Annotated in this window: 9 protein-coding genes and 2 pseudogenes; 3 read left to right on the forward strand and 8 right to left on the reverse strand. The window is 56.3% G+C overall.

Annotated features, from left to right (window positions below; all coding sequences use genetic code 11):
• Window positions 1-3,839: glutamate synthase large subunit (gltB, locus tag DTF_RS23025; RefSeq protein WP_035056712.1), on the reverse strand; the 3,839-nt coding region annotated here is incomplete at its 3' end.
• A gap of 241 nt (window positions 3,840-4,080) precedes the next feature.
• On the opposite strand from gltB, the gene DTF_RS0110250 reads away from it, so the two are divergent.
• Entirely contained in the window at window positions 4,081-5,877 is a 1,797-nt protein-coding gene (locus DTF_RS0110250) for a M3 family oligoendopeptidase (RefSeq protein ID WP_027715246.1), read from the forward strand.
• 474 nt (window positions 5,878-6,351) lie between these two features.
• Here the strand turns inward: DTF_RS0110250 and DTF_RS0110255 are convergent, their stop codons facing one another.
• Entirely contained in the window at window positions 6,352-7,191 is an 840-nt protein-coding gene (locus tag DTF_RS0110255) for a hypothetical protein (protein ID WP_027715247.1), read from the reverse strand.
• 340 nt (window positions 7,192-7,531) lie between these two features.
• Between DTF_RS0110255 and DTF_RS0110265 the strand changes: the two genes are divergently transcribed.
• Window positions 7,532-8,467 (forward strand): hypothetical protein, encoded by a 936-nt coding sequence (locus DTF_RS0110265; protein WP_027715248.1) that lies wholly within the window; start codon window positions 7,532-7,534, stop codon window positions 8,465-8,467.
• 448 nt (window positions 8,468-8,915) lie between these two features.
• Window positions 8,916-9,683: a SagB/ThcOx family dehydrogenase gene (locus DTF_RS0110270; RefSeq protein WP_051361219.1), complete on the forward strand. Its 768-nt coding sequence runs from the start codon at window positions 8,916-8,918 to the stop codon at window positions 9,681-9,683.
• Between the two features lie 579 nt (window positions 9,684-10,262).
• Here DTF_RS0110270 and DTF_RS0110280 read toward each other — a convergent pair.
• From DTF_RS0110280 to DTF_RS23035, 6 genes and pseudogenes are all read right to left on the reverse strand, one after another.
• Complete coding sequence (locus DTF_RS0110280; RefSeq protein WP_027715250.1) at window positions 10,263-10,640, reverse strand: VOC family protein; 378 nt, start codon at window positions 10,638-10,640, stop codon at window positions 10,263-10,265.
• 101 nt (window positions 10,641-10,741) lie between these two features.
• Window positions 10,742-11,203 (reverse strand): annotated as a pseudogene (locus DTF_RS23030) (IS481 family transposase); the annotation flags it as partial.
• Window positions 11,204-11,318: 115 nt separating this feature from the next.
• A complete protein-coding gene (locus DTF_RS0110290) occupies window positions 11,319-11,594 on the reverse strand; it encodes a hypothetical protein (RefSeq protein ID WP_027715251.1) in 276 nt (91 codons plus the stop codon).
• 105 nt (window positions 11,595-11,699) lie between these two features.
• Window positions 11,700-13,508, reverse strand: coding sequence for an AAA family ATPase (locus tag DTF_RS26105; RefSeq protein ID WP_081702916.1), 1,809 nt, complete (start codon window positions 13,506-13,508; stop codon window positions 11,700-11,702).
• 680 nt (window positions 13,509-14,188) lie between these two features.
• The gene (locus DTF_RS0110310) at window positions 14,189-15,076 is read right to left on the reverse strand and encodes a BglII/BstYI family type II restriction endonuclease (protein WP_027715254.1); all 888 of its coding nucleotides are present in this window, start codon (window positions 15,074-15,076) and stop codon (window positions 14,189-14,191) included.
• Between the two features lie 9 nt (window positions 15,077-15,085).
• Window positions 15,086-15,472: pseudogene (locus DTF_RS23035) on the reverse strand (DNA repair protein); the annotation flags it as partial.
• Between the last annotated feature and the right edge of the window lie 706 nt (window positions 15,473-16,178).

The raw sequence follows: 16,178 nt of genomic DNA on the forward strand, positions 1-16,178 counted from the left end.
CTGCCGAGCATCGTGCCGACCACCCGGTGAACGTTGCGTATCGGCAGGGTGGCGTGAACCGGCGTTCCCGATTCAAGGGCCGGCTCGCACAGACCGAACAGGACGGTGCGGTCAAGGGCACGCTCCAGCCCGTGATCCTGCGGAGCGGAGCAGTAGGCGCCTGTCTCCGGCGAGACCTCGGGCCGGTAGAGAATCCGCGACAGATCGAGGCCGCGGATCTTCTCCCCCGTCAATCCCCCGCGCATCTCCAGCAGGTCGCTGCGCCCTACCATCTCGTTGAAGCGGCGGAAACCGAGGCGCGCCATCAATTCGCGCACCTGTCGCGCGACGAAGGTGAAATAATTCACTACATGCTCCGGGTCCCCCCGAAATTTCATCCGCAGCTTCGGATCCTGGGTCGCCACGCCGACGGGACAGGTATTGAGATGGCAGGCGCGCATCATGATGCAGCCGAGGACCACCAGGGGGGTCGTGGCGAATCCGAATTCCTCGGCGCCGAGAAGGGCGGCGAGAACGACGTCGCGCCCGGTCTTGAGCTGGCCGTCCGTCTCCACCGTGATGCGGTCGCGCAGGCCGTTGAGGAGCAGGGTCTGGTGCGTTTCGGCCAGCCCCAGCTCCCAGGGGAGTCCCGAATGATGAATGCTGGACAGAGGCGAGGCGCCTGTCCCTCCTTCATGCCCCGAGATGAGGACCACGTCCGCCTTGGCTTTGGCCACGCCTGCGGCAATGGTTCCGACCCCCACCTCGGAGACCAGCTTGACGCTGATGCGGGCCTCGTGATTGGCGTTCTTCAGGTCGTGGATCAGCTCGGCCAGATCCTCGATGGAATAGATATCGTGATGGGGCGGCGGTGAGATGAGCCCGACGCCGGGGGTGGCATAGCGCACCCGGGCGATGGGCGGGTAGACCTTCTGCCCGGGAAGCTGTCCCCCCTCTCCCGGTTTGGCTCCCTGGGCCATCTTGATCTGCAGTTCCCGGGCGTTGACGAGGTAGGCGCTGGTCACGCCGAAACGCCCCGAAGCCACCTGCTTGATGGCGCTGATGCGGTTGTCGCCGACGGCATCGACATGGAAGCGGGCCGGATCCTCGCCCCCTTCGCCGGTATTCGATTTGCCGCCGATCCGGTTCATGGCGATGGCCAGGGTTTCGTGCGCCTCCTTGCTGATCGAACCGTAGGACATGGCCCCGGTCTTGAACCGCCGCAGAATCGCCTCCACCGGCTCCACCTCCTCCAGGGGAACCGCTTCGGCGGGAAAGCGGAAATCGAGCAGTCCCCGCAGGTTGGCCCTGTTGCGGCCGGGATCGTCGGCAAGGGCGGAGAACTCATGAAACAGCCGGTAGTCCCCCTTGCGGGCGGCCTCCTGCACCAGGTGAACGGCCATGGGCCCGAGCTGGTGGAGCTCGCCTTCCTGCCTCCACATGTGCTTCCCGCCGGGGGAGAGCCCTTCGGAGGGGTCGAGGCGTGCAGCGAAGGCATGACGGTGGCGGCGCAGCACGTCTTCGGCGATCCCTTCGATGCCGATCCCTTCGATGCGCGAGGCGGTCCAGGTGAAGTATCTGTCGACCACCGATCTCTGCAGGCCGACCGCCTCGAAGATCTGGGCGCCGCGGTAGCTCTGGATGGTGGAGATCCCCATCTTGGCCATGGTCTTGACCACTCCCTTGACGGCTGCCTTGAGGTAGTTGCGCACGGCGATCCGGTGATCGACACCGAGCAGCCCCTCTTCGATCAACTGGTCGAGGGTTTCCAGGGCGAGATAAGGGTTCACCGCACCGGCCCCGTAACCGATCAGCAAGGCGAACTGGTGGACGTCGCGGGGCTCGGCGGACTCCAGCACCAGCCCGGCCAGGGTGCGTGTCCCCCTGCGGATGAGGTGGTGATGCAGCCCTGAAATCGCAAGCAGCGCCGGAATGGGGGCTCGCTCGGCATCCACCCCCCGGTCCGAGAGGACCAGCAGGCTCACCCCGGCAGCGATGGCCGCGTCGGCCCGATAGCAGAGTTCGTCCAGCGCCTCCTCCAGCCCTCTGGTTCCAGCCGAGGCGGCGAACAGGATCGGCAGGGTCTGCGCCTTAAGCCCCGGACGATCGATCCGGCGCAGCTTCTCAAGTTCCTCGTTGTCGATGATCGGTGTAGAAAGCTTGAGGTGGCGGCAGGACTCGGGCAATGGATGAAGGAGGTTGCGTTCCGCCCCCAGGGTGGTTCCGGTGGAGGTGATGATCTCCTCACGGATGCTGTCAATGGGGGGGTTGGTCACCTGGGCGAAGAGCTGCTTGAAATAGGCATAGAGGAGCTGGGGCTTGTCCGACAAAACCGCCAGAGGGGTGTCGTTGCCCATGGAGGCGACCGCCTCGACGGCATCGGCCGCCATCGGCGCCAGAACGCCGCGCAGCTCCTCGAAGGTGTAGCCGAAGGTCATCTGGCGCTGCAGCAGCGAGGCCGGCTCGGCGCTTGAACGGGGAGGCGCGGGAGGAAGATCTTCGAGGCGCACCAGGTTTTCGTCCAGCCACTGCCCGTAAGGATGAGCGGTGACGATTTCCTCCTTGATCTCCTCATCGGGAACGATCCGTCCCTGCGCGGTATCGACCAGAAACATCCGGCCAGGCTGCAGGCGCCCCTTCCGGACGATGCGCTGGGGCGGAACGGGCAGCACGCCGGCCTCCGACGCCATGATCACCAGATCGTCCCGGGTGACGTAAAAACGCGAAGGACGCAGGCCGTTGCGGTCGAGAACGGCGCCGATGCGCACACCGTCTGTAAAGGCGATACAGGCCGGTCCGTCCCAGGGCTCCATCAGACAGGAATGGTACTCGTAGAAAGCCTTTTTCTCCTCGCTCATCTGCCGATGAGCGCTCCAGGGCTCGGGGATCATCATCATCACCGCGTGGGGGAGGGAGCGGCCGGAGAGGTGAAGAAACTCCAGGCAGTTGTCGAACATGGCCGAGTCGCTGCCGCTTTCATCGATGACCGGCAGGATCCTGGCCCAGTCGTTCCCCAGTTCGCGGCTGGTCAGCAGGGCCTGACGGGCATGCATCCAGTTGACGTTGCCCCGCAGGGTATTTATCTCTCCGTTGTGGGCGGCCATGCGGTAGGGATGGGCGCGCACCCAGTTGGGAAAGGTGTTGGTGGCAAAGCGCGAGTGGACCAGGGCCAGGGCGCTCTGGATCTGGGGGTTGCGCAGGTCGAGAAAATAGTCGGGGAGCTGGCGGGGGGTGAGCATTCCCTTGTAGACGATGATCTGGCTGGAAAAGCTGCAGACGTAGAACGTCTGCTCCGGAAGCGGCCCCATGGCCTTGACCCGGTTGGCCAGGTGACGCCGGCAGACGTAGAGACGGCGTTCGAAGGCGAGCTCGTCGGCGAGTTCCTTCGGGCGGCCGACAAAGATCTGCCGGATGACCGGCTCCAGATATCTCGAACCCTCCCCGAGACGGCTGTTGTCGGTCGGAACCGTCCGCCAGCCGAGAAAACTTATTCCGTGATCGGCGATGACCTGCTCGGCCAGCCTTTCGCAGCGGCTTCGCTCCTGCCGGACACGAGGCAGATACAGCATGCCGACGGCATACTGGCCGGGCTCGGGGAGGGCGGAAAAATCCTCGGCGCATTCGTCCCGGAAGAACTCATGGGGAATCTGCAGCAGGATTCCGGCGCCGTCGCCACTATCCGGGTCGCAGCCGACCGCTCCGCGATGCTCGATATTGGCCAGAACATCCAGAGCCTGGCGCACCAGAAAATGACTGCGCTCCCCTTTGATGTTGGCCACGAAGCCGACCCCGCAGGATTCGTGCTCATACCAGTGGTCGTAAAGCCCCTGCTCGCCGGAAGGGAATCTGCCGAGGGTCATGATGGCCTCAATCTGAGATGGATAGACGCGATCCGCGGAAAAAAGTTCTCAAAGTATATCCCACAGGACCGTTCAGGCAACTGGTGCCGTCGGTTGCTTTTTTTCCCGTCTCCCTTATCATTTAGCAGTATGCCTGAAAAGAGTGAGGCTCCTCACCCCTCACTCCTCGCGGTCTTTTTCCTTTGACAGCGAAAACCGCAACAGCTAGAGTCCCTCCCTTTACCGCACGGAAGGAGCATTTATGACCACAACCACGGAGGAAAACCTCTGCTGGGATCTCTCTGGCCTCTACGCCGGCCCCGACGACCCTTCCCTGGAAGAGGACTTGAGCCGGGTCCGCAAGGAGGCACAGACCTTCCGCCGGGATTTCCGGGGACGCATCTCTTCGGATCACCTCTCTCCCGATTTGCTGGCGGCCGCCCTCAGAGGCTATGAATCCCTCCAGCGGCGTGGATTGAAACCCTATCTCTATGCCCAGCTTCTCTTTTCCGCCGACAGCACCGCCGCAGCCCACAAGGCGCTGATGGCCCGGGTGCGGGAGACCTGGAGCGCGGCGAGCGAGGAGATCCTCTTTTTCGAACTGGAAATCCTCCGCATCGACCAGGAGCGTTTTGCCGACCTGCTCCGGGATTCGGAAGTCGCCGGATACGCCCATTACCTCAACCAGCTCAGGGCCCACGCCCCCTATACCCTCGGCGAGGAGGTGGAGCAGGCTCTCAAGCGCAAGGACCTCTCCGGAAGGGAGGCCTTCGTCCAACTCTTCGACGAGCTCACCTCTTCCCTGCACTTTACCTTCCGCATGCCGGGCGAGGAAGAAGAGCGGGAGGTGGCCGGCGAAGAGCTGCTGGCGCTCCTTCATCATCCGGAGGGGGAGGTGCGCGAGAAGGCCTTTGCCACCTTCCTGGAGCGATACGCGGAGAACGCCCTGGTGCTGACCTCCTGCCTCAACAACCTCTGCCTCGATCACGCCAAGGAGGTGGAGCTGCGCCGGTACCCCGACATCATGACGCCGACCCATCTTTCGAGCGAAACCGAGCCGGCCATGGTGGAGAAAATGATGGAGGTCACCGAGGCCAATTACGGTCTGGCCCGGGAATATTTCGATCTCAAGCGCCGGCTGCTTGGCCTGGATCGGATGAAAAACACGGATGTCTACGCTCCCATCGGAGCCGAGAACCGGCTGTTCCCCTTCGCCGAGGCGAAGACGATGGTCCTGGAAGCCTTCAGGGGATTTTCGCCGCAGCTGGCCGCCGCGGCCGAGGCCTTCTTTACCGAGCGCCGCATCGATGTCCTTCCTCATCCGGGTAAAACCGGGGGCGCATTCTGCATGGGAATGATGCCGGGACATCAACCCTACGTGCTCCTCAATTACACCGGAAACCTGAGGGACGTCTCCACCCTGGCCCACGAACTCGGCCACGGCGTCCATTTCGCCCTTTCCCAGGGTCAGAACCTCTTTCACTACCACGCCCCCCTTCCCTTCGCCGAGACCGCCAGCGTCTTCGGAGAGATGCTCCTGACGCGCCACCTGCTTGACCGGGAGACGGACCGCGAGGTGAAGATCAAGCTTCTGTGCGGCAAACTGGAGGATATCATCGCCACCACCTTCCGCCAGAATGCTCTCACCCGCTTCGAACTCGCCGCCCATCACAAGCGGGCCGAAGGCCTTCTATCCCCGGAGGATTTCTGCACGCTCTGGTGGGAGGAGAACCGGAAGCTCTTCGGCGATGCGGTGGAGATGATCGAGCCCTACCGCTGGGGATGGAGCTACATCAGCCATTTCATCCACGCCCGCTTCTATTGCTACTCCTACGTGTTCGGCGAGCTGCTGGTGCTGGCGCTTTACCAGAAATACCGGGAGGAGGGGGCCGCGTTCGTCCCCCGGTACCTGGAGCTGCTCGGAAAGGGAGGAAGCCAGAAGCCCGCGGACCTGCTTAGGCCGCTGGGGATCGACTTGGCCGGTCCGGATTTCTGGCAGAAGGGGTATGATTTCGTGCGGGGGCTGCTGGATGAGCTGAAGGGGCTGGTGGAAGAATAAGGGGGATTTTTACTCAAAACGGGATCTGCACTGCAGGCGTGACCAAGACGGTCAGAACCGCGGGCGCTGCGCCCCGCACCCCGCCTTACTTTTTGTCCATGCGGCAACAAAAAGTAAGCAAAAAATGCCATTCCACTGCGTGGAGCATGCCTGCTCGGCTACCTCGTTCATCAAATTACACCGTGATGATCACATCGACACTGGTCATCGGCACCGGTTGTAAACGGTGGCTTCTCGCAATGGTTCATCAGCGTCAAAGTCCCCATCTGCAATACATTTCCCGGTTTGGGTAATAATCCGTATGCGGGGAGTTCAGCAAAAAAGGGAACTGCACAGCCGGTGCGGACGCCAACGCAGGGAGACCCATTGTGAGAAGCTCCCGTTTAATGTGGACATTTCCACCGACCCGGTCATCGAGGTTTCTGGAGATTTGCTTCAGAGCGGTAAGATGCGTTTTGACGGCCCAGCCGACGGTCATCGGTATGCCGGCGCAAAACCGTCGACCCTCACCCCCCAGGGTCCGGTCCTGGTATCAAGGATGAACCCGGCGCTGCCGGCCGAGGTCAACTCCGGCCGGAGGTGCTCGATCTCCGCTTTGCTTCCCTCCGCGTCCGCCAGCAGCATCAGCCGGGAACGGATCGTAAAGACACTCGTGGCGGCTGTATTGTCGATGCAGACGTAGATATTCGTCCCCCTGAAGGCATCGGCACACTTGCCGAAGAGCTTCTCGAACGGGATCTGCCGGGATATCGTCACTCCGTCGCCGCCCAAATTCACGACCTGCGAATCTTCCAGAAACACCGCCTGGCTGTCGGCGACTTCGGTCTCCAGGCGATAGCTTCCCGGAATCCCCTGATCAATGGTAACGGCAAAGGTGAATCCCTCCGCGTCGTGCGAGACGATCTTCACCCCGGCGACCTTGTGCATCCCGTCCGCCAGAGTGCTTGCCACCTCCTCCTGCCGGATCATCGCCTGCCTCTGCCGGTCCGTCTGAACCTGGTCGAGGGCCAGCAGACCGCCCTCGAGCAGGGCAACCAGGACCAGTGCGAGCAGGGAATACCTGAGCTGGGCGAAAGGTCGGCCGGGATCCCTGTAGGCCCTGACGCCGATCATGACGAAGTAGATGCCGGCCATCGCCAGGGGAATGCCGATCAGGGGAAAAGGCAGGTACCAGAAGATCACCGAGCGGTCTGGATGGCCCAAAGCGGTGAGCACAGCGACGAGGTAGAGCCCGACGCACGCCAGGCCGAGGAGCACCAGGACGGCGCCGGCGAGAATAGCGAAGAGGGAAAGAAGGGGTCGGGAATCAGGCATGGCCTAACATTTGTACATTATTTTTATCTACACGTGTATTGATTTTATTCACATCAAGTTGTCTGAGGTGAAATATGAATTGATCCTCGAGCTCCTCTGCAAAGGAGGAAGCCAGAAACCCCGGGAACTACTGAAACCTCTAGGATCGACTTGGCCGGCCAGGACTTCTGGCAGAAGGGGTACGATTTCGTGCGGGGGCTGCTGGAGGAGTTGAAGGGGCTGGTCTCCCCGCAACCATGAACATGGATCAATGATTCAGAATTGATAAATAACACCACATATGCCATAGTGCGGAATCCGTACGGGAGAAATCCAGATGAAATCAAAAAGGAGGAATACGATGATGGGAAAAAAAAGATGGAGAAATCTGCGGGTATCTCTTGTCGTTTTGGCCGGTGCGATTGCGCTGGCCGCCTGTGGTGGCGGGGGAGGGAGCGACAGCGGGGAGCCCACCTACCCGGGAAACACGAAGGCCGCTGTCATCGACGGACAGAATGCCGAGGAGATTGCCCTGAGCGCCTACGAGGGGGGGGAACTCCAGGCCGGGATGGGGATCGATCCGACGGAAGCCTCGATGGGCTCCTTGGCCCTTGCGCAGACACTTTCAACCTCTCTGCTCGCTGAGGACCTCCCGCAGGCGGGTTCTGTTTCAGCGGCCATGCAAGGCGATAAAATGTATGGGGATTGCGGAGGTTCGGCGACCCAGTCCATCAGCGCCAATCCGAACGGAACCTTCAGCGGCAGTATGAAATATGAGACCTATTGTTCGGCAGGTGTCACCATCAACGGAGGCGTGACCTTTTCGGGTTATTACAACGAGCAGACAGATACACTGAATTTCAAGATGAACTTCAGCTCCCTGACCTCAAGCATGGGAGGCGAATCCTTCACCAGCAGCGGTTCCATTTCCATGGATCTGAATCTGGGTGATCCCTACAGCTCGCAGATCATCGAAATGACCATGAATGTGACGGACCCGGCCACAGGGGAGGTTTGCCGGTTGGAGGGGTACAAAATGACGGTGACTCCGGGTTCCGCATACGACCTGGTCGCTATAGCGGGGAGATACTATCATGATGTGATCGGATACGTGGACATCTCCACGAACCAGGTGATCGAAGTTTCCGTTGACGGCATTCCCCATGGCGGGATGATGCTTTTCGAAGGAGCCGATAATACCTGGGCTACCTTGGAGTTCACAGGCGACGGCGGATACACGATTATAGCTTCGGACACCACAACCGTGGTAGGCACACTCGTCGAGGGAGCTCTTTAAGTCTCTCCGGAACCCTGAAACAAAGAACGCCTCCGGCGCCCGCATGGCCCGGAGGTGTTTCTTTTTGTGTCGGCTTACGGCCGGCAGGCCCCCGCGGTTTCGAAGTCAAGGACTACGACGGAGTAGTTGCCCATTGCAGAATCCCTCTATGATCCGATGATTGTTTACTCCCTCTCCCCTCTGTGGGAGAGGGCTGGGGTGAGGGGATGCTCAAGGCATCGAACCCTGATCATGTCCAAACCCCCTCGATGTTCATCAAAAATTCATTGTTCCAAAACCTCAGGCCATGCGAGGTTTGCCGGCGGCTGACGAGGGCTTCCGCCGCCCTGTAGCGGGCGACGGGGTGCGGTGGAAGGATCGTTCTGACCGCACCGGCTTGAGCTGGAATGGATGACCCGATATCCTTTAGCTCTACAGGTATCCAAACGGGAAAGGGACGGGTGAACCGATGTCGAACCGCAACAAGCCCCCCATCACACAAGCCGCCGGCCGCTACTTTCTTACCGACCGCATCCGGCCGGAGGTCGACTGGAGCTCCACCGCGCAGAATCGCGGCGCCGCGCCGCCGCCGGTACAGAAACCGCTGCCGGCCGGAGCCGAAATCATCCCCCTGCCGGGACCGGACGTCTGGCGGATTCCTCCTTGTGAATTGAGCGACGCCATCGCCCGGCGCGAGAGCCGCCGCCAGTTCCGCGACGCCCCCCTTACCCTCGATGAGACCGCCTATCTGCTCTGGGCCAGCCAGGGGGTGCGCGGCCGTCCGCACCGGGACGCCATTTTGCGCACCGTCCCCTCTGCCGGCTGCCGGCATCCCTTCGAAATGTATCTGGCGGTCCTCGATGTCGCCGGCCTGCAAACCGCCCTCTACCGCTATCTCCCCCTCGAGCACGCCCTGGTGCGAGAACGCACCGTCGCCGATCTCGCCACCGCTCTGGTGCGCGGGGCGCACGGTCAGCGCTTCGCCGGCGAAGCCGCCGCCACTTTCATCTGGACCGCCGTCCCCGCCCGCACCGAGTGGCGCTACGCCGAAGCCGCCTACAAGGTCATCGCCCTCGACGCCGGTCACGTCTGCCAGAACCTCTACCTCGCCTGCGAGGCGATCGGCGCCGGCACCTGTGCTATCGCCGCTTGCCGGCAGGATTTGATGGACGAACTGCTCGGGGTGGATGGAGATGAGGAGTTCACGGTTTATCTGGCGCCGGTGGGGAAGGTGTGAAGAGGACGCGGGATCTGTCCCCTTTTTCTCTTATTACAGAGATGCCGATTATTGTGGCGTGGGTTGGTGATAATAGGAAAATAAATCCGTCACCTTTTTCTGGTCTTCTCATGTGCTGTACCAGTTCGAAAGGGGGGAAACGGGAGGGGTAGAGAACCACTGATGTATCCCCGCCCGCTGGATTTAATGGTTAAATTTCTTTTTTTACGGCGCAAATCCGTTTATGGCCCAACAGGTCCAGGCCCAGCAGGCAAATGCTGATGGATAAATTGCGATTGCACTTATGGTGACTGAGGCCACTACTATCTTTGGCCTGAATTTTATCCAGCATAGGCTGAAAAGGATGGCTAGGACGCACACCCAGAAGTTGACAAGCGTAAATCTCGTGCTCAATTCAATGATTTTGTTCCATTTCAGGTGAAAGAGCACCGCGTGGGTCAGTGACCACGTTACGGTAGCTAAAGGCACCCACATTGATATCTTGCTCTTATCAATCATTCTGAAATTTAACGCCAGAGCTCAGCCGCGGCCCTGGAGTGGCGAAGTCACGTAGGGGACGTCGGCTGCAGTTGATGGGCATCACTTCCACACGTTGGCCTCTTGCTCGAACCCGCCCCTGTATGGCTTGCCAACGCAGAACATATGCCCACTCGGAGCTTGCATGACCGTCCAACCGTCATGACGAGATACCGGGATTGCTCCCAACTTCTCCAAGCGACTTACTTCTTCTTCAATTGAATTCGTCTCAATATCGAGATGGGCTCGCGGATCATGATCGACCCGTTGAATGATGATCTGGACCTCACCAGGCCTCGTCTCGAGTTGAATGAACTTATCACGGGCCTGCGCGTCCTTCGGCAATGGGCAACCGAGCGCAGCACTCCAGAACTTCGCCTCCCGCATCAAATCGTCTGTATGGCAATCAATGACGATGTTTCCAAGACGACTCTTGTGCATGAGTCCTACTCCTTATGCCCGCGGCAGCGTAGAGACCAAGGCGGAGCACCAAATTTCGAGAAGCACTGCTGTTGAACTGTCTGCTTGAAATTTTGTTATGTTGCCGTCTCGTCCGGCATTTGCGGCAGATATTTGATATCGACATGGACAAAGCCAGGTTCATAACTCTTGAAGGTCTTGGGCTTGGTTTGAGTCTCGTCCTCCTTGGGGATCAGATCCGCCAGCCGAGACACACCATGCCGACGTAAGAGGCGGTCCAGAGCCGACCGCGATGCCCCGGGATGGATGAATTCGCGGGTGACGACCAGAAGGTCATCCAGGGGCAGCAGCAGGGATCGGCGCAGCTCGATCACCACCGCTTCCTGGGCCTCGTTCAAGGTCGTCGGGAGCCGGTGGGGCGTATGGGAGAGATCATGTACCTCACCGCGTTTCCGCCACCGCCGTACGGTATCGACGGAAATGCCCAGCTCCTTGGCCAGCCCCTTGTCCGTCTTGTCCGATTGTTGAATGTAACGCCGAATCCTGGGTGTCGTCGTCGCGTTGGCGTGCAACCGAATCGTCATATCAGGCTCCTCAGATTTCACCGCAGATGATGTCAAAGAGCATATCGCGAGCCAGGAACAATGAAAAGCTCTTCTTGGCTATGGAATCATCCGGGACCTGACAGTTAAATGGCGTTTACCATTCTTGCTCTTTCCATGATTTTTCTTCCATTTTCTTGTATTTACCGCTCGCTTGGCCGAAGGCAAAAACAAAGAACATGACGAGCATAATTGACCAGCAGGTGGCAAAAATAATTGTTCCAATTATCTTTAAGTATTTTATTTCAAAATACCCACCAGCATACGCAAGCGGCCCACCTACGAGCAGCCCGACAAGGCCGGAAGTAATGTAGAGGATCCAAGACTTCGGCTTGTCTTTCGGGAAGAATGGTTTTTTCTGTTTAGTCATCATTCAGCCATTTAACGGTGAAGCTGAGCGGCTGCGTTCTGCCGATTCAAACTAGTAGAGACCTTTTCGAGAACACGTACAGCAATTCAGTCCGCCTCTAGCGATTGGTTAGCCATTGATTATTTGCTCAATTATTTGAAAAACAACCTCAAAACCTGCGAAATCATCGGGGCTGCCATTCTCACATAGCCAATCGCACATATTTCCTTTTTCACTTTTATTTACTGACTTTGATGCCGGAACTGTGTTTGTCTCACCCCGAATTCTCGATATTTGCTCTTCATGGATGTCAATATAACGTGGATTTGCCTCTTCCACCTTATTAATCGTAGCGACTGAAAAGAGGTTTTCAATGCCAACTCTAATTGGATTTTGGTTTACTTGCGGGACAACACGTTTGTATACAAGATTTTTTTCTGTATCTTGTTTATTGGTATCACAATCGTAAATCAGAATTATTTTATTAGGAACAACCCCTGATACTGAATTGTTATAGCTTTTCCATACCTTGTCTAGATTTCCAAAACCATCTCCGTCTTTTATTTGAACTTTATCCAAAAGTTCTTTTTTTCCTAGATATTCTGCCGCCTTATTTAAATAACGAATATCGTAATCGCCCTCGACAAATACGATTGGTTTTGAATGGCGTTCAAGTTCAGATTTTATCTCAGCTCTATATTTTGTAGTTTCTTTAAATGCCTCATATGCTGCTATGAATTCTGAAAAATCACTAGGGGAAACTCTGTCTCCGGTAGGCATATTGAGAACTTCAAAACCATCTTCACCAAACAAACTCTCCATACCAAGGAGGAATAAAGGGGAATGCGTAGTTATTACAAATTGAACGTTTGGGAATGACTTAATTAACTGTGGCAGTACTTCTGTTTGATGAACCGTATGGAGGTGTGAGTCTATTTCGTCTATTATTACAATTCCCCTGATGTCATTAAGGTCTTTAAATTCGCCTTCGGACAGATCGTAATCTCTCACTATTGAGAGAAAAAGATTGAGGAGTTGCACTTCTCCAGTTGACAATTGAAATAGATTTGGGACCCAAACCTTTTCATCTTTCATGACTGATATTTGCCGGTTCTGCCTAGTTCCTGCACCGAGCCTTATATTTCCACTTTCTCTTAAAATAACTCTTAGAACTTTAAGTACTGCCTCATAAATACTAGCGCTCTGCCCAGCGAATCCTGCAAAGATAGGCACAACAGTTTGTGGTTGCCCAGGAGGGAGTGGTAAGGGAATATTTTGAGTTTTAATATCGAAAAGTTGCCTATCAAATATAAGATCAAGCAACCAATTATTGTTGTTCTTTAGAGGAGATGTGCAGATTACCTCTCTATTGGAAAATCCAGTTATTCGCTTTAAATCGGTGTAGACGGCTTTTGCTTTTAAATTTTCAAGATTAAGCCATGCTGGTTCTTCAAATCTATTTACAGGAAAATATAAACAGCATTGATTTTTAAATATCTGCTTTGTGCTATTCGACCCTGCATCAAATGTCGATTTGAAGTGGGAATTTTCTTCAGAGTTTATTTCATTCCATTCTCTTCTGATTGAAGTGAATCCGAATTTCTCTTCGAACTCAATCCTTGGCAAAACAAGTTGCCATTCTTGTACTTTTTCACCAGATTCAAACTCAACATTCGAAAATGAGTAATGCTCGCCAGATTTTACATATTTAGGACTCCGGTACTTATAGACCTTGCCCTTCTCGATTTCAACGTCCTCAAAGACTTCTTGTTTGCCAACAAGCAATGTGTTGACAAGATGGGATAGGAGTATGCTTTTTCCTGAACCGTTCTCGCCCACAACTACTAGTGGTTTAGGTTTTTCATCATTTTTTGGAAAATCAATCTCGACCTTGGAAATAGGGCCGATATTTTCAACTTCAAGCCTCTTAAGTAACATCTAATGCCCCACTTGTGATTTGAATTAAAATATGGCTAGTCGTTATTTTTGATTGGCTAACGTTTGGCGTGACCTGCGCGGCGGCCCTCTGCCCCGTCAGAGTCAACGCTATGGTTAGCCACAATTCTCAAATGGCTACTGAGATCAAGAAGCAAATCACCACATTACCAAGGTTAAAGTAAAACAGACCCCATAAAAACCTATGGAGGGACAAAGGCAGGTAATTTTGCTTGCAGTATTCCTTGTACTCGTCCAAGTAAGAAAAACAGTTGTAATTCCAGCCCAGCCATTCACTCCAATATACTTTTCGTTGTGTTTTGAGCGCAGGAAGTATGATAAACCAATAGATATACTGGTAGATAACCACAGAGACAATGAAAACCAAAAGCAAATATTTAAGCAAGAAACCGTCCATTTAACATTTCGCTGTGGGCTAACAATATCTAGACGGATCCGTATAAGATGCGGATTTTCGGCACTATGCCGCATAACACACCAGTATCACGTCGCAACAAAATTGCCAAGCTTTTGAAATCACACACTATGTCGCCCTGCCCCGGCATATGGCGGCATCTTATGCGGACCCGTGTAAGATGACACACATTTCCCTCTCAACAACATCAAAGTCCGTCCATTGGACTTCGAATTCCAGATGGTCTTCGATTGGAGTAGTAGCCGTGTTACCCCCCACTCACCCCAACCCCCGCCACAACAATCGGCATCTCGAACATAAACCCCAGAAACGGCAACTCACGCGCTGCCTTCTCGTAACTCATCATCCCCGAGTAGACCGGCGGGCGCTCACGCACCACATTCTCCCGAGCCCGCTGCCGTCCCAACTCGCACAAGAGCGACGCAAACGACGTCGTCGGGCAGAGAAGCAGCCCAAGCCTTGCGTTGCGGTGCTTCCTCGCCAGCATGAACTTCACATAGTCCTGGTAATAGGAGCGGGCATTGCCGAACTCCACCTCAACCCAGATACCGTTCTTCTCGAAGTCGCACTTGAGCCCCAGTTCTTCGACAACCTTCTGCTCGCTATTCCACCCCTGCTCAGTCAACCCCTCATTGATCCGCCTGTTGTAGTCGGACTGGCTTAAACCGGCATCGTACGCCACGGAAGCAAGGGATTCCCTGATTTGTTCTATCTCCGCCATGCGTTCCACCTCGGCCCGCTCCAATCTGTGCAGCAGTATGTCGCTGATCTGAAGCGATGGCGAGGTTGTTCGCGGCATCGGCCTGAACAGGAATGTAAACGGTGCGACCTCTGCCACCTCGAGCAGGCTGCCCTCTGCCGAGTTGTCGAACACCTTCAGCAGGTACTGACGCAAGCGCTCTTGCGCCTTGTTTTCATAGCGGAACTGAAGATGGCCCGGCTTGTTATTCAAGCGGCGGATCTCGGCAACGATCGGGTCTTCTGTGTCGATAAGAATGGTTACCGGCACCTTTCCACCCTTGTCGATGGCGCGCATCCGCTCTGTCTGCGCCTCGACGGGTATGGTCACGCCATACCTGAAGGTGGACGTCCCCACCGGGTGCAGGAACTTCACATTTTCAAGGCATGGTAGCATCAGGGCAACTCATACTTTGAAATTCTCCGGCCAGAGAAAGTAAGGGCCAAACCTTGGGCTCATCCGAAACTCGCCGCCGACTTCTTTGCCCAGGGCTGTGAGGTAATGCTTTCCCTCTCGCACTTCAAAGTGGCCAGAGGTAACCAACTTTTCCATCAGCTCGTTGGTTTTCATTCCGAGTTTCTGAGCGAGCTTGGAAGACGTAAGCTTGTCGGATGACTCCTCAGCTTCGGACTTACTCTCGGGTTCGTTCGCTACCCGTTCAAGTGAGATGCGAACCTCATCGCTGATGCGGATGAAGCGCTGCGACTCTTCGTAAGCATCCTTGTAGAGTTCGGCATCATCGGAGCGACGGACCAAAACACCCATTTCATTGTTGTTGACCTGGCTGAACTCGTCCTCGGGCTTGCCTCTTCTTCTGGCCACCTTCCACCCCCTGCCGAGCGAAAAAAAACCGCCCGCGCCTCACCGGCGCCGAGCGGTCTCATCGATTTTTTCCGTTGTCCTCCCGAAATCTCATACCACCCTCTACATAACAAAAAGAGGCCTTAAGATACCTTTTATGAAGAGGGGATGTCAATTGAAAGGCAGGTTCGCGCGGCTCACGGTAAAAGGTTTACTGGAATGATCTCACTATTCTGGTTCAATTTCTGAAGGGTTCGCTCCGAGGTTCTCTAGAGGCATTCTGCCCCGCCTCTGGATTTGGGGGCAGAATGCCCCACAGAGAGGAGTCGTAAGTAACCGTAATCACGTCAGATCGAAGCTGGCACGCCCAATGCAAACTATAAACACAACTTCCGCCACCCGCCTCTTCTGATCCCGCCTCCTGGGTCAGGCAAGGGAAAACCTCCTCTAGCGACCCCTTCCGGGGGGTCGCATTTTTTTTGCCGGTGCCGCGCCCACCCCAGACCGGCACGCTCTTGTTTATTGACCGGGGACCTTGGAGGGAATGTCAATGATAAGAGAGGAAGCGACAGCCGCCCCCAAGGATCAAACCATCAGGACCGCGGGCGCTGCGCCCCGCCCCCCGCCTTCCTTTCTTTTTAACCCGCCGAAAAGAAAGGAAGCAAAGAAAACGGCGGCCCTGCCGGGAGCATGTCTG

It is taken from the genome of Desulfuromonas sp. TF (genome assembly GCF_000472285.1).
Taxonomy (GTDB): domain Bacteria; phylum Desulfobacterota; class Desulfuromonadia; order Desulfuromonadales; family ATBO01; genus ATBO01.

Excerpts from the sequence above, each read along its gene's own strand:
- DTF_RS0110290 (WP_027715251.1), bottom strand. The coding sequence starts at position 11,594 with ATGATGACTAAACAGAAAAAACCATTCTTCCCGAAAGACAAGCCGAAG.
- DTF_RS0110310 (WP_027715254.1), bottom strand. The coding sequence starts at position 15,076 with ATGCTACCATGCCTTGAAAATGTGAAGTTCCTGCACCCGGTGGGGACG.
- DTF_RS0110280 (WP_027715250.1), bottom strand. The coding sequence starts at position 10,640 with ATGCACAAGAGTCGTCTTGGAAACATCGTCATTGATTGCCATACAGAC.
- DTF_RS0110250 (WP_027715246.1), top strand. The coding sequence starts at position 4,081 with ATGACCACAACCACGGAGGAAAACCTCTGCTGGGATCTCTCTGGCCTC.
- DTF_RS0110270 (WP_051361219.1), top strand. The coding sequence starts at position 8,916 with ATGTCGAACCGCAACAAGCCCCCCATCACACAAGCCGCCGGCCGCTAC.
- DTF_RS26105 (WP_081702916.1), bottom strand. The coding sequence starts at position 13,508 with ATGTTACTTAAGAGGCTTGAAGTTGAAAATATCGGCCCTATTTCCAAG.
- DTF_RS0110255 (WP_027715247.1), bottom strand. The coding sequence starts at position 7,191 with ATGCCTGATTCCCGACCCCTTCTTTCCCTCTTCGCTATTCTCGCCGGC.
- DTF_RS0110265 (WP_027715248.1), top strand. The coding sequence starts at position 7,532 with ATGATGGGAAAAAAAAGATGGAGAAATCTGCGGGTATCTCTTGTCGTT.